Source organism: Shewanella polaris (assembly GCF_006385555.1).
GTDB classification, from domain to species: domain Bacteria; phylum Pseudomonadota; class Gammaproteobacteria; order Enterobacterales; family Shewanellaceae; genus Shewanella; species Shewanella polaris.
Window position 1 is genome coordinate 3,863,827 of record NZ_CP041036.1, and the last position, 18,346, is coordinate 3,882,172.

Consider the following 18,346-nt stretch of genomic DNA (forward strand, 5'->3'; position numbering starts at 1 on the left):
TTTTATGTAGAATAACTACACCACAAAGTCTCTGCCGCGCAGTTATAAATGTGAGTAATGACCAACAATTCGCTGCAAAAACAACCTTGAAAGATCAACAGGCCCTAAAGTATTACTCTATTTTCGAGGGGGATTCTTCGTCATGAGGTAGATCAATTTGAATGAAAAGCTGCTGGCCATGATATTGATAAGGACGATAATTTAACTGTCCACAGTGATAATAAAGATAAGCTGTATTGACAGAAATACACCCAATTGGTAATGACCGTAAAATAGTTAATTGCTGTTGTTGGCGCAGTAGCGTTTGCCACTCATGTAGCTGTAACACTTCATCACGCACAGCAAAAGCATCAAATGGTTCAGATGATTTACGCACTACAACAGTGCCCGCTGCAACAATAGGACTAAAAGAAGAAGTAATAGCAACAATTGAACCAAGCAAACAAAATGTACTAAAGAAACTCATATCGCCCCCAATTTACGAATAATCTCCAAAAAAAACAGAACCCGAAGGTTCTGTTTAATACTGACTCAGTTAATGAAGTTAAAAATTAACCGGCATTATTACCACTAGAAAACTCAGGGTAAGCCTCTACACCACAGTCAGAAGCATCCATACCATTGTACTCTTCTTCTTCTGTTACACGGATACCCATGGTCATTTTTAATACAAACCATACTAATAACGATGCAGTGAATACCCAAATAAAGATAACTGCTGCACCATATAGTTGACTACCAAAACTAGCATCTGCATTCGATAGTGGAACCAACATCAATCCAAGGAAACCTGCAACACCGTGTACCGAAATAGCGCCTACTGGGTCATCTATTTTAACTCGGTCAAATGCAATGACAGAGAAGATAACCACGGCACCAGCAACTAAACCAATCACACCAGCCATTAACAATGAAGGTGATAATGGGTCAGCTGTAATGGCGACCAATCCAGCCAATGCCCCGTTTAAAATCATGGTCAAATCAGCTTTGCCCCATACCACTTTACATACAATAAGTGCTGAGATGGCACCAAATGCTGCAGCAGAGTTTGTGTTTACAAAGATTTTAGCCACTGCACTCGCATTTTCAGCATCTGACACTAACAATTGCGAACCACCGTTAAAGCCAAACCAACCCATCCATAAAATGAACATACCTAAGGTTGCCATCGGTAAATTAGAACCTGGAATAGGATGAATTTGACCGTTTTCACCATATTTACCTTTACGAGCTCCAAGAAGCAATACGCCAGAGATTGCAGCTGCTGCACCGGCCATATGCACAATGCCACTACCAGCAAAATCTACAAAGCCTGCAGCAGAAAGGAATCCACCACCCCATGTCCAGTAGCCTTCAACAGGATAAATCACTGCCGTCATTACCACTGAAAAAACAAGGAAAGACCATAATCTCATTCGTTCAGCAACAGCACCTGATACAATCGACATCGCTGTAGCAACAAATACTACTTGGAAGAAAAAGTCTGATTCGAGCGCATGATCTGCACCATCAGCTTGACCACCGATTAACGAACCAAAAGAAGGAATAAATCCACCTTCAACATTGTCGACATACATAATGTTGTAACCGACTAATAAAAACATGACACACGCAATTGAGTATAAACACACATTTTTAGTTAAAATTTCAGTGGTGTTTTTTGAGCGGACTAATCCAGCTTCCAGCATGGCAAAACCAGCAGCCATCCACATGACTAACGCGCCAGAAATCAAGAAATAAAACGTATCTAATGCGAAACGTAATTCAGTTACCGTCAGGCCTAATTGAGTTAACTCTTCCATACCAGCCTCCTATAATGCTTCGTTATCAAGTTCACCCGTACGGATACGGATAACCTGTTCTAAACTAGTAACAAATATCTTGCCATCACCAATTTTACCGGTATGAGCGGCACTGGTAATCGCTTCAATAAGCATGTCTAAGTTTTCAGATTTTGTGGCAATTTCTAATTTTACTTTTGGTAGAAAGTCCACTTGATACTCTGCCCCACGATAAAGTTCTGTGTGACCTTTCTGACGTCCAAATCCTTTGACCTCAGTAACAGTCATACCTTCAATGCCCATGCCTGCAATAGCTTCACGGACATCATCCAATTTAAATGGCTTGATGATAGCGCTGACGAGTTTCATCTCGACCTCCAAAAGTGTGAAAAAATTAGTTGTTATTTATTTGTTGTAACGAGTTAATTCAATCATCAGGCCACTTTTCCAACAAGTTGTTATATATAGATTTTATTTTATTTTATCTTTTATCCATTAATATAAAGGCACCAATCAAGTGCGTATAAGATCACCGTCGCATTGTTTTGGTGCAACAATAATCCCACCTATGAAACCACTTTGTAATACCCTCTTGTTGAGGATTTAGATATAAAGCACATAAAAAAACAGCCCTCAAATGAGGGCTGTTTGTTGGATTATTTCAGGTTGACACCTGAGGAGAGCGCTTATGCTAAGTACAACTTATTTGTAAGTCGCTTCACGCTTTTTAGCTTCTTCTTTCCACTGAGGAACCAGTGTTTTCTTAAACTCAGCTTTTTCAGCATTCATGGTTTTCATGTCCATGCCTAATGCTGCTTGCGCTTTTGCTTTAGTAGAAGTGTCAGGGAATGCAATAGGTTGCTTAACACCTTTAGCACCTAATAACTGAGCTAGTTTTACACGAGCATCAGCAGCTTTATCCACTGCAGTACCTAAAATGCGTAATATTTCAGCTGGAGCATGAGTTGATGCGCCATGAGATGCAGTCGCATAATCCCAACGCCATTGTGAATGACGAATATCCATTAAGATTGGCTTCATTTCAGCTTCAGTGGCACCAGCATCCCAAGCAGCTTTCGCTTCAAAGTGAGCTTTAACTAACTGAGCTTCAGCACGCGACTTTAATTCTTGAACTCTAGCTTTACCATCATTAACTTGTTTAAGCATAAACTCTTTGCTTTGAGTGTGACAAGTTGCACATGTTTCTTCAAAGCGATCAAATGGATTACCCACTTTATGATCTGTAAATTTGCGGCCTTTGTCATTAGTCACTTTAGGCATATGACAATCAACACAACTTACATTGTTTTGACCGTGAGTACCCATTTTCCAAGTTTCATAACCAGGATGTTGTGCTTTTAACATTGGAGTTTTAGACACTGCATGAGTCCAATCTGAGAACTCCATGCTGTCGTAATATGTTTCCATTTGTTCAACGGTGGTACCCATATCCCAAGGGAACTTAACAAAACCTTTACGGTCTTCAGTTTTCTCGAAATAGTATTCAACGTGACACTGACCACACACCATTGATTGCTTATCTTTACGAGAAGCTTTATCAAATGGTGTATTTAACGTATCCATTGCACGGTCAACATACGGACGTGATATACGTAATTTTGATGAACCTTTTTCATGACAATCGCCACAACCAAGTACATTGACAATTTCTGGACCGCCTTTAGCCCATTTACCACTGAAATAGCCATCTTCACCTTGTTCTTCAATCATGCGAGGTACATCAGGGCTTTTACAGCTCCAACATGCCATTGGCATTGGACCATCTGCAGCATTTTTTGGCGCGCCAGTACGTAATGAGTTAGTTACGTCAGTAATTGCATACATATGACCACGTGGTGCATTGTAATCTTTAGCAAAACCGTAACCTGCCCATAACACGACTAAACTAGGTACTTTTTCTAACATATCAACAACGTCTTTGCTTTCATCAGTAGCATGCCAGCTGTCATATTGCTTTGAAAATTTATCTTTATAAACCTCATTACGAGGTTCGGTTTTATCACTCGCCATAGCGCCTGCAGCCATAAATCCGGCTGCAATCACCGCACTCAGTGCAATTGATTTTACATTCATCTTCATCACCCTTTATCTCCGTGTTACATTATATTTAATTTAATAATCACGACATCTCCAAGATCAAATTTAGCGATTTAATCCTGCTTTAAATATACCCCTTATTAGGTATAGCTACAAAAGTTTGCGCTAGATCAACATGTAAACAAGATGTAGCTCACAGTTTGATACAATTGTTAATGTTATCAACTAATACCTAATATAGAACACACTATTGGATAGTATACGAAACAGTACTTTCGACTTACCTTTAAGCACTCATTGATATAATAACGGGACCTTATGTTTACTCGTGGCAGCCTTACCTCCACCATTTTCAGTTTAATGATCATTTTGATTTTATTATCATCAAGCTTAGCGGTATTTTCTATTGTTAATTTAAGCTTCAGTTTAGGGGATGCCAAAGGGATCAACGCCTCTGGGTCACTGCGGATGCAAAGTTATAGGCTATTGCTGTATACCAATGTAGGTGGAAATAATCCCAATAAAAAAATAATTGAATTTGAAAACACACTCAGCTCTGAAGCCCTTACCCGTTCTCTCGCTTGGTATAGCCCCAAGGAACTAAGTGACCAATACTTGTTAGTTATCGACAAGTGGAAAGTGATGAAATCCTATATAGAAGAAGGGAATACACAAGAGTATTCTAAATCGTTAACTGGCTTTGTCGACACCATTGATACCTTAGTATTAAAGATGGAACTATTTGCTGCCTTAAAACTAAAGCTATTGGTCATTGGGCAGATTATCGGGTTATCTATTTTACTGGTTATCGCTTTCTTTGCTGTGGTGTTTACACGCAAACGTGTTGTTAAACCATTACAGTTATTGATGGACAGTGCAGCCAAAATATCTAAAGGCAATTTCAAAGTCGAAATGCCTAAAACGGGTTATATAGAGCTAACCGCGCTTGGAAATGCATTACAGAAAACGGCCGCTGAGTTAGCCAGTTTGTATGAAGATTTAGAAGACCAAGTCAACGAAAAAACCTTGGCATTAACCCGAGCCAATAACGAACTGAATTTTTTGTACGATAATTTAATCATGTTACATGCCGATAAACTAGACTATAAAGCACTCCAGTCCGCAATTAATCAACTTAAATATTATGAAAACTTAACCTATCTGAGATTAGTCATTGAACATGATGATGGCACTAAAGATATAATTAACGCAGAAGGTGGTTGGCCAACCGATAACTTATCTGAATCTGTACATTTCCCATTATTGATAGAGCAAACACAACTGGGTTATTTAGATGTAATATCAAATAAACCTCTGAATAATATTCTTTTTAAAAACTTTTCTATGATGCTAACTCGCTCTATAACCATCCACAATGCAACAGAACAACGCCAACAACTGGCACTATTAGAAGAACGTTCGGTGATCGCTAGAGAATTACATGACTCTATTGGGCAACTATTATCCTTTTTAAAAATCCAAGTCAGCTTGTTAAGTAAGAGTCTTGATAACAGTTGTCGCAGTCCAGAAGTTGAAGAGCAATTATTAGGGATCAATGAGGGTGTCAGTATCGCTTATGTACAACTACGCGAACTGTTATCAACGTTTAGATTGACCATTAAAGAACCCAATTTAGGCCAAGCTATCGAAGTTATGCTAGACCAGTTACGTCATCAAACTAATATTGATATCCAACTCAATTACAAGCTTTCACCCCATTTACTTGAAGCAAAACAACATATTCACATATTGCAATTGGTTAGAGAAGCGACATTAAATGCAATAAAACACGCAAAACCTGCCCATATAGTGGTAGATTGTCAGCTGACTGAAAATGGTATGATTACCATTTCAATTTGTGATGATGGTATTGGCGTGTCACACTTAGCCGAACGGGACCAACACTTTGGTATTGGTATCATGCATGAACGGGCCAACAAATTAAATGGTGTTGTATCATTCAATAGTAATCAGAATGGCGGTACAACTGTCACACTGAGTTTTCCACCTCAACAGGAGCCTTTAAATGGGTAAGCCGTATTCCGTACTTGTTGTCGATGATCATCCTTTACTGCGTCGTGGCATTTGCCAATTGATCACCTCTGATAGCGATTTCACTTTATTTGGTGAAACAGGCACAGGGTTAGAGGCACTGACATCTGTCGCCGAAAACGAACCCGATATTATTTTGCTCGATTTAAACATGAAAGGTATGTCGGGTCTTGATACCCTCAACGCTATGCGCCAAGAAGGTGTTACCGCGAGAATTGTAATACTGACCGTATCTGATGCAAAACAAGATGTAATGCGTTTATTACGCGCTGGTGCAGATGGTTATTTACTCAAAGATACTGAGCCAGACTTATTACTCGCACAGCTCAAAAAAGCCATGTTAGGTCATAGGGTCATTAGTGATGAAGTAGAAGCTTATCTGTATGAGCTAAAAAACACTGTCGACGATAACAGCTGGATAGAGAGTTTAACGCCTCGAGAATTACAGATATTACAAGAACTTGCTGAAGGTAAAAGTAATAGAATGATCTCTGAAGATTTACACATCAGTGAAGGTACTGTCAAAGTTCATGTGAAGAATTTACTTCGCAAAGCAGATGCAAAATCACGTACCGAAATGGCGGTCAGATATTTAAATCAATAGGTAACAATCAAAGTAAGTAGATAATCAAATACTTTACGATATCTCAATAAATAATGATCCGTTAATAAATAATGCTCCCTTAATTGGGAGCTGTTTCATTCAGTCGCAATAAAATGTATCTAATTCTGTAGAGGTGAACATCTTACCTATTACGATGCCATTGAATCATTTCAGTTATAAACCCTACCTCTACCAGAGTTGAAGCTTAAAAGCTAAATACTCAATATCGCATTTATGCGATCCCTCCAAAATTGCGACAATGATCACTAAATAGACTATCCATCCCTAAGCTCATGAAAAATATGATGTGTTTTAAATAACTTACCTTTATTCTATTCTTCATTGACCATTCATTTGTGACCGGATGTCACCTAATTATCAGTATTCAGACATTATTATTTTGCGAAATAAACATTTTTACAAAATAAATAGAGTCTGTCCCGTACCTCATTTAAAAGGATATTATTTTGAAAATCAAACAAACCTTATCTTTATGCTCTGCACTCATTGCCTTTTTAATCCCAATGTCGGCATCTGCTGACTCTTTAACACTCTATGCTGCTGGTAGCTTAAAGACGGCATTAAATGATGTAGCATCATCTTATACTCAAGCCTATAAAACAGAAGTCAGCACAAAATATGCGCCTAGCGGACTGTTAAGAAAAGCAATTGAAGACGGTGAACAACCTGATGTTTTTGCTTCTGCAAATATGAAACACCCTGAAAAACTGGCTACGGAGGGATGGGGAAGTCCAGTGGTGTTATTTGCCCGAAATCAGCTTTGTGCGCTAGCGCAACCGAATGTAAAAGTGACTCCAGATAACCTGCTTTCTACATTAATGGATAAACAAATCCGCGTTGGTACTTCAACGCCTAAAGCTGATCCAAGTGGTGATTATGCTTGGGAACTTTTCCACAAAGCAGAAACAATACAAAAAGGAAGCTTCTCGGCTCTTTCAACTAAAGCTTTGCAGCTTACTGGTGGTGAACAAAGTGAAAAAGCACCTGAAGGGTTAAATCAATATGGTTGGGTGATGAGTGAAAAAAAGGCAGATATTTTTCTAACTTATTGCACCAATGCTGTATTGGCAAAAAACCAGGTTAAATACCTCAACATAATCACCATACCTGAATCACTTTCAGTGGGAGCAGATTATGGCTTGGTAGTTAAAGAGGGGGCACAAAATAAAGCATGGCAATTTGCCATGTATATTCTCTCACCTGAGGGACAAAGAATTCTGAAAAAATATGGTTTTGAAGCCAACGCCATTCCTAAGCTCTAAGACGTATTGAAATCAGGTTTGAAATGACAAGACAGTTACCGATTTTCAGTCGGTAGCTGTCAAAATACATTAGAGTAAGTACTTAGCTAATAACACAAATGATCAAGCCAATATAAAGTTGAGCGAACTATTATTTTTCTTGAATAAACGCTAACCAACTTTGCAATGCTGATTCGAAATCTTCCAAACCACAATAAGATTCAGATTCCGCATTATATAAATTCATTGCTTCGTCTAAGACATGATCATCTTCAAAATCAATTATATTTGCAAATACTCTAACTTGTTCGGTGTCGATATCGATGGTTAAATCTCTACCAATATCACGCCAATGATTGGCCCTACCCGTTTTAATAAGCATAATTTGGTTTAAGATATAATTAGCGCGATTTTTATCATCACCAAGATTTTCAGCAAACCAACTGCCTAACACCTCATGCCCCATACTAAATTCAGCAAACACAGTGCCTTCAAGGCGATTACGACGAAATTGAAATTCCATATGAGTACTCTTCTAATAGTATTTGTTTTATTTTAACCGATGATCGACAATTCTGCTGCTTGTTAGCGGATCAAATAGTGTGCTTGATGATTAAATATTCGATAACGAACGGATTTCATTCCACATGTTCGTTTAAACTTGGGCAAGACTAAAAAGTAGCGTAAATTGTTGCGATAGTGATCACTTGGAATGATTAATAATGAATAATGGTTTTATTTACAGCTTACTATTAACAGGCCCAAATGCTGGCCAATCGCTCACTGAAGCGCAAGTTGCTCAGTGGCAGCCTCAAGATGGCCTTTTATGGTTACACCTTCGCTATCGTGAACCTAAAGCGCGTAAATGGCTCCTCAACTCTGGTTTAGATAGGGTCGAGATGGATACTTTATTGGCCACCGATACTCGCCCACGAGTATTAAGCTCAGAAAAAGGGATCTTACTGGCATTGCGAGGGGTTAATTTAAACCCAAATTCTGATCCAGAAGACATGGTCGCAGTGCGGATCTACGCTGAAGAACATAAAATTATTTCAACATGCGAACGCCAATTACAATCGGTTATCGATGTTGCCGAGGCAATTACCCATGGTAAAGGTCCAGTTGATAGCGCAGCGTTTATCATGGCCATCTGCGAACGGTTGACCCAACGTAAAGTCGAGTTTATCGGTAAACTTGAAGAACAGCTCGATGAATTAGAAGAGAAAGTAGTCACTCAAGTTAATAAAACATTGCGCACTGAAATTGCTGAACTACGTCGACAAACAGTGGTATTACGACGTTACCTAGCCCCACAACGAGAAGCTTTTTCTCGTATGCTGCAAGAAACCAACGAGCTATTTGACGTTAATGACAAAATCCGTTTACGTGAGATCCACGAAACCCTGATCCGAGTCATAGAAGATCTTGATTCAATACGCGATCGCGCCAGTGTCACCCAAGAAGAACTGCAATCGCAGCAATCAGAACAAGTAAACCAAAGGTTGTATTTTTTATCACTTATTTCGGCAGTATTTCTACCTTTAGGTTTTTTAACTGGCTTATTGGGTGTCAATATTGGCGGCATACCAGGGGCTGAAACAAACTGGGCTTTTGCTGCATTTTGTGCAGGCTTATTTGCACTTATTGCCTTTCAAATGTATCTGTTTTACCGCTTAAAATGGATATAGCTAGACTAATTATCCCGAGTTAGGTTAGTTAGATATAAAAAAAGACGCCGAAGCGTCTTTTTTATATCTATGATAATCGCAAAGCGATTTCAATATTACTTTGCAGCAGGTGCAGCTACTGGCGCTTTTTCAACAGACACTAGCTCAACTTCAAAAACTAAAGTTGAGTTAGCAGGAATAGTACCAGTATCACGATCACCGTAAGCTAATTCAGCTGGAATAACGAATTTGTACTTAGCGCCAACAGGCATTAACTGTACACCTTCAGTCCAACCAGGAATAACACGATTTAGCGGGAACTTAGCGGTTTCACCACGCGCATATGAACTGTCAAACTCGGTACCATCAGTTAGCGTACCGCGGTAATGTACTTCAACAGTATCTTCTGCTGCTGGCTTTTCGCCCGTTCCAGCTTCTAATACTTCATACTGTAAACCAGATTCAGTCGTTGTTACGCCTTCTTTAGCTTTATTATCTTCTAAGAATTTTTTGCCATCGGCAATCGCTTTAGCCGCTACTATTTCAGCTTGCTCTAGGCGTTTGTCGTTTAATTTTTTATCTAGGTTTTCCAATACTGTCTGCATTTCTTCTTCAGTTAGCAGCATGTCTTCACCTAAACCATCGGTAAAGCCTTTAATCACCATGGTACGATCAACAGCAAAACCTAATTCTTCTTGCTCTTTAATGTGACCTGACATGTACTTACCGATTGAACCACCTACACTGTATGCTTCTTTTTGCACGTCAGTTGTTAATTCAATTTTCTTTTGGGTAACGTCTTGATCTTGATTACACGCAGTAAGGCCAACAACGGCTAATGCAACTAACGATAATTTGTAAATAGATTTCATTAAAGCTTCCTCAGCATCCTATAGTGGTTACAATAACCCTAATACATTCAATCAATGAGATATGTAAGTGGTCATGTTAATTATCCACTTTATACTAGTTAAAACGGTTATACCATTGGGTAAACCTTATATAATTAAGGTTTAAGACAATAATTCTAGGAGCAAGTTCATGATACGAGTTCCAATGCGGTTTTTTTGTTCAATCTTATTTTGTGTATGCTTATTATCCGCATGCCAACCTTCACCAAGCAAAGTCATGATACTGACAACTGATGCCAGCTACAGCGCCAGCTTATCTGATGATGGTAATCTAGCATTAATCAGCACGGCTAATAATGGTGTACAAGTATGGGATTTAACCGGCCCAAGGTTGTCATATCAATGGTTACAAGGTCAAAAGGATAACACCAGCAATGTCATTGATACCGCTATTTCCGCCAACAAAATCTTTGCCGCCACGATTAGCAGTAACTCATTAGCGATATGGCGTTTAGATGATGGCAGTTCGGTAGGTTGGTGGTCGCTGCCCTCTTACGCTCAAAGCGTGGCGATTGCCAATGATGGCCAAACTTTAGTCGCTCTTGGTGATGGTTCCGTCATGTCATTATCACCGAAAAACAATCGTTTGATTCAGTTTTTAGGTCATAACGAAAAGGTCAATAGTGTATCGATTAGCGCTGACGGTCTAAAGGCACTAAGTGGTGGTAATGATAACAAGGTTATTCTATGGCAGGCGCAAACAGGCCAACCTATTCAACAATGGCAGTTAAGCTCGCGCATTACCAAGGTACTGATTAATGAAAGTGGCAGTTTAAGCTTTGCAGGTGATATAACTGGTAATGCAACAATCTGGCAATCAGCTTCAGGGGCTGCACTAAGTAAGTTAAACATTATTCGTAGGCAAATGAATTTTTCCTCTGCTCGCTTTGCTCAGAATGATCAGCAATTACTCACCGGAACACCATCAAGCGAGATCTTTTTATGGCAAGTTGACTCAGGGAAAAAGCTCGGACATTGGAAAGTTCAGCTGAGTAAAAACACCCAAAATAAAGGCGCTGTAGTATACTCTTCCGTAATGACAGAGCCAGGCTCTATCGTCAGTATTAGTAGCCAAGGTCTAGTAGAATATTGGCAGCAATAACCAATCAATAAGAGGTCGACATGGAGCAAGTGTTGCAAAAAATTGATGATCTTGAAATGAGACTATCATTTCAAGACATCGTCATTGAGGAGTTAAATCAAGAAGTGATTAAACTCAATACATTAGTTGCCAGACAACAACAGCAAATGCTATTAATGGTCAATAAACTGCATGCGATTGAACCCAGTAACATGGCATCTCAAGCAGATGAAACACCACCACCGCATTATTAAATAGTCTTAATGAACACTGTTGCGATTAAAGATGGTTTACCATTAGCCAATGGTATCGAAAGCTCATTATTTTTAAGTTAACTAACAGTTGGCGTACATGCAATTAAATCAGCACCTCACAATAGCAACTACAGGCGATAATATTCTTACGCTGACGGCTGAGCCTGTGACGGTGTTTGATGACGCATTACACGCGTTAGCAGATAACATGCTCAGTACCATGTTAAATGCAAACGGGGTTGGTATTGCGGCAACGCAAGTGTTCAGTCGAGCGGCAATGTTTATCATGGCATCCAACCCCAATAAACGTTATCCCAATGCACCATCTATGGCCCCAACCGTTGTGATCAATCCACAAATATTGTCTACGTCAACAATGACAGAAACGGGCATGGAAGGTTGCTTGTCGCTCCCCGGTAAACGTCTGTCTATTTTGCGACATACCGAAATTGAGGTCCAATATCAATCGCTCGATGGTCGATTACACCAGCAATCATTATCGGGATTTGTAGCTCGTATTTTTCAACATGAATATGACCACTTGCAAGGCATTACCTTACTTGAACGAGTCAACCTTATGGCAGCATCGGCCGAGGTATCCTCATGTTAAAATCAGTTTGGGTGTTATTAATTCTCACGATGGGATTAACGGGATGTGCTTTTAACAGTGTATTTGTTAACTATCCTTCGCAAATAGCACCGTACAGACAACAATTAAGCAGTGATGCTCCCACAGCAAACATCAATGAGTTAGCAGACAATATTAGCGGTAATGATGGCCTACTTTACGCCCAGGAGTCTGGACGTATTATGCAGATTTCGGGAGATTTCACCCGTAGCAAAACCTATTACCAACAGGCCATTGATGCCTACCAAGCCTTTGATGACAAAGCCACCGTCAGCGCCAGTCAACTCGGGGCTGGGGCGAGTAGTATTTTATTAAATGATAACGCCATTCCATACCGTGGCCCTGGTTATGAACGTATAATGCTGCACCAGTATCAGGCTCTGAATTATTTATTTAGTGGCGACACTCAAGGTGCACTCGTTGAAGTTCGTCGCAGTAATGAACTACAAAGCTTAGAACAAGCTCGATATCAGCAATCGCAAAAATCGGTGCAAGACATGGCCAATGGCACTATCGACGCACAAATAACTCAATTAAGCCAAGAAGCCGGAACTGTTACCAGCTCATTTCTTAACGCGTACAGCTATTACATCACAGGGTTATTGCACGAACTGGCTAATGAGCCAAACGATGCTTTTATCGATTATCGCAAAGCGGCGCAAATTACCCCTAATAACACTTATTTACAGCAAGATTTGGTCCGCCTAGCAAAACAACTTGCCATGCCTCAATACGATGAATTTAAACGCCGTTGGGGGGATGCCGTTTTACCTACCGAAGACCAAGGCCAAGTGGTGTTTATTGTAGAAAGAAGTTTTGTACCTGAAAAACAAAGTATTACCGTCCCTTTTTCTATCGACGGTAATTGGCAAACGGCGTCATTAGCAACTTACCAACCACAGCGCCAATTATTAGGTGAAAGCAAAATTCTAGGATTAAACCAAGTATTGGAAGCCCAGAGCATTGCCAATATCGATGCTTTGGCTATTAATGCATTAAAAGAAGATTTGCCTGCTGCACTGTTTCGTCAAGCAGCCAGAATTTACGCAAAATACCAATTAAACCAAAGTAGCCGTAGCAACAACAATCAAATGAATGTTGGGGCAATTGCGATGCAGATTTTTAACGTCATTAGCGAGCAGGCTGACCGTAGAAGTTGGCTTACGTTGCCACGCCAAGCACAAATTGCCAGAGAGTTTATTGCTGCGGGCGATTATAATATTGGTTTAAATAATAGCCAAAATGTACAAATTACAGTGAAACCGAACCGTACAACATTAATTTGGGCAATAGAAACTGGAAATCGTACCCGTTTTTATTCAATAATCATCTGATAGACGATAACCTTTATCAACTGTCACTCATCACTAATGGAATTTATTATGAAAAATTTGAAACTGATATTTGTGTTAGCTGCAGTAATGGGGCTGAGTGCCTGTCAATCTAAAGTTGAATATGGCGATGCCTCTGAAGTAGAAACAGTTAACGAAAACTTTGGCTCAACCGATCTGCAAAATATTGCTGCTAAAATGGTCGACAGTATGTTGACGTTCCCACCTGTTATCGTCATGACTCAAACTAACCGTCCCATTATTTTTGTTGATAAAATCAAAAACAAAACCTCTGAACATATCGACACAGAGTCTGTTACCGATACTATTAGCAACAAATTATTACGTTCAGGTAAGTTCCGCTTTATCGACATGACCAAGGTTGATACCGTGCGTAAACAGCTCGATTATCAAAATAATGCAGGCATGGTCGACCCATCTACCGCGATTAAATTTGGTCGTCAGATTGGAGCGCAGTACATGTTGTACGGCAACTTATCTAGCATCGTTAAACAAGATGGCAGCACCAAAGATGTGTACTACAAAATGACCATGCGTTTAATGGACCTTGATACCGGTTTAATTGAATGGTCTGACGAAAAAGAAATTCGTAAAGTTAAATCGAAATCATTTTTAGGCTTGTAATTAGCCTGATCATAGCGCTAAAGCCGACAACCTTGTCGGCTTTTTCATACACCCAATAATAAGTTAGGAACACTAACGTGAAATTGTTATCCACTGAATTATTTAGCCCTCGGATCATTAAAACTAGCCTAGTTGCATTATGTTGTGCCAGTGTGATCAGCTGTAGCAGCTCTGTTTCAACCTCATCTTTTCAACGAGATGGCACAGCCAATATCAGCCAAGCACAAGCGCAAGCGCGTTCAAATATCGTTTCTAATGTGCAATACGAGCTGACCTTTTTCCTTAGTGAACAAAGCCAATTCAGTGCAAAATCAGTAGTACACTTCGACCTAAGCAGCGTGCCTAAATCGCTTACGTTAGATCTAAATAAAGCCAATGTTCAACAATTTATCATTAACGGCACCAAGGTTTACCCTAATTACAATGGCGCTTACTTCACTTTAAATCAGAGTCTATTAACCAGTGGTAGTAACACTATTGAAATTGAATTTACACGGGAACACAGCACTAACGGCGAAGGCCTGCATCGTTTTGTCGACCCTGTAGACGGAAAAGTTTACTTGTACTCGCATTTTGAGCCTGCTGCCGCCCAGCAAATGTTTGCCGTATTTGATCAACCGGATATCAAAGCCAATTATCAAATTAATGTCCATGCTCCAAAAGATTGGCAAGTCATCAGCGCCATGCGCGAAACCAATGTGATTGACCAAGGTGACAATAACTTATGGACATTCCCAACAACGCCTAAGCTGAGCCCGTATAATTTCTCCATGCATGCCGGTCCCTACAAAGTGTGGCAAGACAATTCAGGGCGTTATCCAATGCGATTATTCTCTCGTCAGTCAGTGGCCTCACAAGTTAGCCCACAAGATTGGTTTACCTATACTAAGCAAGGTTTAGACTTTTTTGATAACTACTTTGGCATTGCTTATCCGTTCAAAAAATATGACCAAGTATTGGTGCCTGACTTTCTCTACGGTGCCATGGAAAACGCAGCAGCAATTACTTTTTCTGAAGACCGTTTCTTATTTAATGCCGACATGACGGCTGAACAAAAAGAACGTTTAGCGGGCGTTATCATGCATGAAATGGCCCACCAGTGGTTTGGCGACTTGGTAACAATGAAATGGTGGAATGGCCTGTGGTTAAACGAAAGTTTCGCCTCATTTATGGGCACCCTTGCCACCAGTGAAGCAACCGAATTTAGTCATGCCTGGCGTACTTTTTATGCTTCTGGTAAACAAGCTGCTTATCATCAAGACAGCTTAGTCACTACACATCCCATTGAAGTGCCCGTAGCCACCAGCCAAAATGCCTTTGATAATATCGATGCGATTACTTATCAAAAAGGCGCATCAACCATCAAGCAATTGCGTCATTTACTTGGTGAAGAGACCTTCCGCCGTGGTGTGAGCCAATATTTACAACAATACAGTTATAAGAATGCCGAGCTAAACGACTTTATTAATAGCCTAGCTCAAGCCAGTGGCCGAGATTTATCACTTTGGACCAAAGAGTGGTTGTACGCAGCGGGTGTTAACACCATCAAAGCACAATACACTTGCCAAAATAGCCAAATTGACTCGTTTGCCATTATACAAACTGCAGATGAGCAACACCCAACACTGCGTGAACAAAGAATAAAAATTGGCTTGTTCAATAAGCAACGTTATGGGGTAGAAAAACAAAAATCGCTGGCTGTGACATACAAAGGGGCTTATACCGAAGTTGAGCAGTTAATTGGCGAGGCTTGCCCAGATTTAGTTTATCCAAACTACGATGACTGGGGCTTTGTAAAAGTGGAGTTAGACCCAACGTCATTTAATACCGCTAAAGAGCAACTAAGCCAAGTGAGCGATCCGTTATTGCGATCAATGCTTTGGCAGAGCATGTGGGACAGCGTCATTGAAGGTAAAACGCCATTAAATGAGTTTTTAAATATTGCATTAATTAATGCACCACTGGAAAAGGATTACACAATTCTTGGGCAAGTATTAGGCAATTTACAGCGGGCTAAAAACTACCTCGATTTAATGGCGCCAAGCAATACAGCCTACAATAATAAAATATCCAAAGCACTTAGCCAGATGAGTCTGCGCATGAGCATGGAGTATTTTAGTAATAGTGATTTCCAACGTCGGTGGTTTGATGCTTACATTAGTTTCTCTAACAATGGAGACGCGTTAAAACATATTCAATCTTTACTGCAAGGTAAAGACCTCATTAAAGGTTTAAACATAGGTCAAGACTTACGCTGGGCAATGATCAAACAATTAAACCGTTACGATTATGGCAATGCTCAGGCGTTACTTGCCAAAGAAAAGCAGCTTGATCAATCTGACTCAGGTGAAAAAGCAGCGATTGCTGCAGAAGTAATCCGGCCTCAGTCATCGCTTAAACGTCAGTGGCTAAACACCATCGAACATAATGACAGCATGCCGTTCTCAAAAATTCGGGTTGCGATGAATAATCTTTACCCTGCAGAGCAAAAGTTATTAAGTGCCGCAACTGCAGAGCAACGGTTTGCCAACTTAGCGTTAATGGACAGCAAGGGACCGGTATTTATGCGCAGTTTTGCAGCGCAACTCATTCCAACAGAATGCAGTTCGGCGAACATTGATGCCATTAGTTCCGTCTTAAATACGCAAACAGGTTTATCGGCATTAACAAGACGTGCCCTACTTGAAACTCGTCAACAAGAGCAGCGCTGTGTAAAAATAAAGCACATGTTAAGATAACGATTGGCTTGTCTAGCCTTATAAAATAGGTTGATGTTAAAAAGCGCTGATGCAGATCAGCGCTTTTTTATTATCAAATATTTCTGTGGCCATTAATATCAAACACACTCATGAGCATGTAAAAAACAACACTAACTGCGCACACTAAAACGCATCATTACCGGTGCATGATCGGTACTGTCACTATCGCGTTCATAGTCAGGCCGAACAAGGTGTCTGTCAAACGTTTGATAGTTAACAATATGAGCAAGGTTTTGTTGTTGTGTGGGATTAAATTCACTCGACACCAAGATATAATCGAGCACTGAACCACTATTGCCATAGTAATGTGTCGGTTGCCTTACCGTATGAGGCTCATCATCGATTACCGATGCCGATTCGAATTCATCTTCAGCTAAGGTTGCATTGCGCTTAGTTGCGGCAATAAATAACTCATAACTGTCAAACAAACTACTTTGGTGTAATTCTGCCATTAGTGATGTTTCGCCTAGCTTAGCCAGCCCAGGGTCTTCAATGTCACTGCGAAATACTCGCAATTGATTGTTAAATGCGGCTAAGAGCTCGCTCCCCATGGTGTCATTAAAGTCGCCCATTAACATAAAGGGTTGCTGACTTTGTTGCCGTCTCATCAACATTTGATGGCACAACAACGCGGCTTCACTGCCACGTTGCAAACTTGATGCCCATCGCCCAAGTACTTGTCTTGCTACAAAATCAGCTCCGCCATGTAGACCGCTGTGACTAATATCATCACGACTAACACCACTTCGCTTGGACTTAAGGTGAATAACATAACAATCGCATGGGCCAAAAATGGGAAACTGTATCGTGGCTCGAAGTGGTTTCCGACTAAAAGCAAATGTCTCAGCTAAACCTAATTGAGTTACCCACTGCGGATCAGGAATGACATTGGCAGAATCGATAATAGGATACTTTGAAGCTATGGCTACCACAGGGCTGCGATACACATAGTCACTGACCACCTCGGGTAAATCTAACGCCACAAAATACTCATAACCCAACGACTTTGTCAGTGTAGCTAATGCGTCGGGACTAAATACTTCTTGAAAACCGATAACATCGGGTTGGTTTTGCTCAATAAAATCACTTAACCAAGCACGCTTTTTTAGCCATTGTTTGTCGCTATAGATATTTTCAAAGTCGTAGTAGGCGTAAGGCGGTTCAATAAAGTTAAATAAATTTATGCTCACTACACTGAATGTAAGCGCTGGTGATGAAGTAGAAGATGTGCTGTTAACTTGCAAAATATGTTGTTCCCAATAAAACCTTCATCAAGGGTACTGACAACATTATGGTTTGTCGAATATAACCGT

17 protein-coding genes are annotated in these 18,346 nt (G+C 40.2%); 10 read left to right on the forward strand and 7 right to left on the reverse strand.

What is annotated here, in order from left to right:
• Positions 1-112: 112 nt before the first annotated feature.
• The 4 genes from FH971_RS16785 to nrfA form a co-directional block, all read right to left on the reverse strand.
• Complete coding sequence (locus FH971_RS16785; protein WP_140235090.1) at positions 113-466, reverse strand: hypothetical protein; 354 nt, start codon at positions 464-466, stop codon at positions 113-115.
• An 85-nt stretch (positions 467-551) separates the two neighbouring features.
• Complete coding sequence (locus FH971_RS16790) at positions 552-1,802, reverse strand: ammonium transporter (protein ID WP_137225617.1); 1,251 nt, start codon at positions 1,800-1,802, stop codon at positions 552-554.
• 9 nt (positions 1,803-1,811) lie between these two features.
• Complete coding sequence (locus tag FH971_RS16795; RefSeq protein ID WP_137225615.1) at positions 1,812-2,150, reverse strand: P-II family nitrogen regulator; 339 nt, start codon at positions 2,148-2,150, stop codon at positions 1,812-1,814.
• Between the two features lie 333 nt (positions 2,151-2,483).
• On the reverse strand, positions 2,484-3,875 hold the full coding sequence (gene nrfA / locus FH971_RS16800; RefSeq protein ID WP_206194431.1) for an ammonia-forming nitrite reductase cytochrome c552 subunit: 1,392 nt from the start codon (positions 3,873-3,875) through the stop codon (positions 2,484-2,486).
• Positions 3,876-4,157: 282 nt separating this feature from the next.
• Here nrfA and narQ point away from each other — a divergent pair, with 282 nt between their 5' ends.
• From narQ to FH971_RS16815, 3 genes are all read left to right on the forward strand, one after another.
• Positions 4,158-5,873, forward strand: coding sequence for a nitrate/nitrite two-component system sensor histidine kinase NarQ (narQ, locus tag FH971_RS16805; protein WP_140235092.1), 1,716 nt, complete (start codon positions 4,158-4,160; stop codon positions 5,871-5,873).
• On the forward strand, positions 5,866-6,495 hold the full coding sequence (locus FH971_RS16810) for a response regulator (protein WP_137225609.1): 630 nt from the start codon (positions 5,866-5,868) through the stop codon (positions 6,493-6,495). Before narQ ends, FH971_RS16810 begins: the two co-directional genes overlap by 8 nt.
• Positions 6,496-6,962: 467 nt before the next feature.
• Entirely contained in the window at positions 6,963-7,778 is an 816-nt protein-coding gene (locus FH971_RS16815) for a molybdate ABC transporter substrate-binding protein (RefSeq protein WP_240778381.1), read from the forward strand.
• Positions 7,779-7,908: 130 nt separating this feature from the next.
• On the opposite strand, the gene FH971_RS16820 is transcribed toward FH971_RS16815, so the two are convergent.
• A complete protein-coding gene (locus FH971_RS16820; RefSeq protein ID WP_137225607.1) occupies positions 7,909-8,280 on the reverse strand; it encodes a YacL family protein in 372 nt (123 codons plus the stop codon).
• Between the two features lie 199 nt (positions 8,281-8,479).
• On the opposite strand from FH971_RS16820, the gene FH971_RS16825 reads away from it, so the two are divergent.
• Entirely contained in the window at positions 8,480-9,445 is a 966-nt protein-coding gene (locus FH971_RS16825) for a zinc transporter ZntB (protein ID WP_137225605.1), read from the forward strand.
• Positions 9,446-9,540: 95 nt separating this feature from the next.
• Here the strand turns inward: FH971_RS16825 and fkpA are convergent, their stop codons facing one another.
• The gene (gene fkpA / locus FH971_RS16830) at positions 9,541-10,296 is read right to left on the reverse strand and encodes an FKBP-type peptidyl-prolyl cis-trans isomerase (protein WP_140235093.1); all 756 of its coding nucleotides are present in this window, start codon (positions 10,294-10,296) and stop codon (positions 9,541-9,543) included.
• Positions 10,297-10,480: 184 nt separating this feature from the next.
• On the opposite strand from fkpA, the gene FH971_RS16835 reads away from it, so the two are divergent.
• The 6 genes from FH971_RS16835 to pepN all read left to right on the forward strand — a co-directional run bounded on the left by FH971_RS16835 (position 10,481) and on the right by pepN (position 17,012).
• Positions 10,481-11,437: a WD40 repeat domain-containing protein gene (locus FH971_RS16835; RefSeq protein ID WP_140235634.1), complete on the forward strand. Its 957-nt coding sequence runs from the start codon at positions 10,481-10,483 to the stop codon at positions 11,435-11,437.
• Between the two features lie 20 nt (positions 11,438-11,457).
• Positions 11,458-11,670, forward strand: a complete 213-nt coding sequence (locus tag FH971_RS16840; protein WP_137225601.1) for a SlyX family protein — start codon at positions 11,458-11,460, stop codon at positions 11,668-11,670.
• A 97-nt stretch (positions 11,671-11,767) separates the two neighbouring features.
• Positions 11,768-12,280, forward strand: coding sequence for a peptide deformylase (def, locus tag FH971_RS16845; RefSeq protein WP_140235094.1), 513 nt, complete (start codon positions 11,768-11,770; stop codon positions 12,278-12,280).
• Positions 12,274-13,632 (forward strand): COG3014 family protein, encoded by a 1,359-nt coding sequence (locus FH971_RS16850; RefSeq protein WP_140235095.1) that lies wholly within the window; start codon positions 12,274-12,276, stop codon positions 13,630-13,632. The genes def and FH971_RS16850 overlap by 7 nt, the downstream gene beginning before the upstream one ends.
• A gap of 48 nt (positions 13,633-13,680) precedes the next feature.
• Complete coding sequence (gene lpoB / locus FH971_RS16855) at positions 13,681-14,274, forward strand: penicillin-binding protein activator LpoB (protein WP_175405871.1); 594 nt, start codon at positions 13,681-13,683, stop codon at positions 14,272-14,274.
• A 77-nt stretch (positions 14,275-14,351) separates the two neighbouring features.
• Complete coding sequence (gene pepN, locus FH971_RS16860; RefSeq protein WP_140235096.1) at positions 14,352-17,012, forward strand: aminopeptidase N; 2,661 nt, start codon at positions 14,352-14,354, stop codon at positions 17,010-17,012.
• Between the two features lie 131 nt (positions 17,013-17,143).
• On the opposite strand, the gene FH971_RS16865 is transcribed toward pepN, so the two are convergent.
• A complete protein-coding gene (locus FH971_RS16865; RefSeq protein ID WP_137225591.1) occupies positions 17,144-18,277 on the reverse strand; it encodes an endonuclease/exonuclease/phosphatase family protein in 1,134 nt (377 codons plus the stop codon).
• Between the last annotated feature and the right edge of the window lie 69 nt (positions 18,278-18,346).

Bases quoted from the DNA above. Each gene is read 5' to 3' on its own strand.
- FH971_RS16835 (WP_140235634.1), top strand. From the start codon at position 10,481: ATGCGGTTTTTTTGTTCAATCTTATTTTGTGTATGCTTATTATCCGCA.
- FH971_RS16785 (WP_140235090.1), bottom strand. From the start codon at position 466: ATGAGTTTCTTTAGTACATTTTGTTTGCTTGGTTCAATTGTTGCTATT.
- lpoB (WP_175405871.1), top strand. From the start codon at position 13,681: ATGAAAAATTTGAAACTGATATTTGTGTTAGCTGCAGTAATGGGGCTG.
- FH971_RS16795 (WP_137225615.1), bottom strand. From the start codon at position 2,150: ATGAAACTCGTCAGCGCTATCATCAAGCCATTTAAATTGGATGATGTC.
- FH971_RS16810 (WP_137225609.1), top strand. From the start codon at position 5,866: ATGGGTAAGCCGTATTCCGTACTTGTTGTCGATGATCATCCTTTACTG.
- def (WP_140235094.1), top strand. From the start codon at position 11,768: ATGCAATTAAATCAGCACCTCACAATAGCAACTACAGGCGATAATATT.
- narQ (WP_140235092.1), top strand. From the start codon at position 4,158: ATGTTTACTCGTGGCAGCCTTACCTCCACCATTTTCAGTTTAATGATC.
- FH971_RS16820 (WP_137225607.1), bottom strand. From the start codon at position 8,280: ATGGAATTTCAATTTCGTCGTAATCGCCTTGAAGGCACTGTGTTTGCT.
- nrfA (WP_206194431.1), bottom strand. From the start codon at position 3,875: ATGAATGTAAAATCAATTGCACTGAGTGCGGTGATTGCAGCCGGATTT.
- FH971_RS16825 (WP_137225605.1), top strand. From the start codon at position 8,480: ATGAATAATGGTTTTATTTACAGCTTACTATTAACAGGCCCAAATGCT.
- FH971_RS16850 (WP_140235095.1), top strand. From the start codon at position 12,274: ATGTTAAAATCAGTTTGGGTGTTATTAATTCTCACGATGGGATTAACG.
- fkpA (WP_140235093.1), bottom strand. From the start codon at position 10,296: ATGAAATCTATTTACAAATTATCGTTAGTTGCATTAGCCGTTGTTGGC.
- FH971_RS16790 (WP_137225617.1), bottom strand. From the start codon at position 1,802: ATGGAAGAGTTAACTCAATTAGGCCTGACGGTAACTGAATTACGTTTC.
- FH971_RS16840 (WP_137225601.1), top strand. From the start codon at position 11,458: ATGGAGCAAGTGTTGCAAAAAATTGATGATCTTGAAATGAGACTATCA.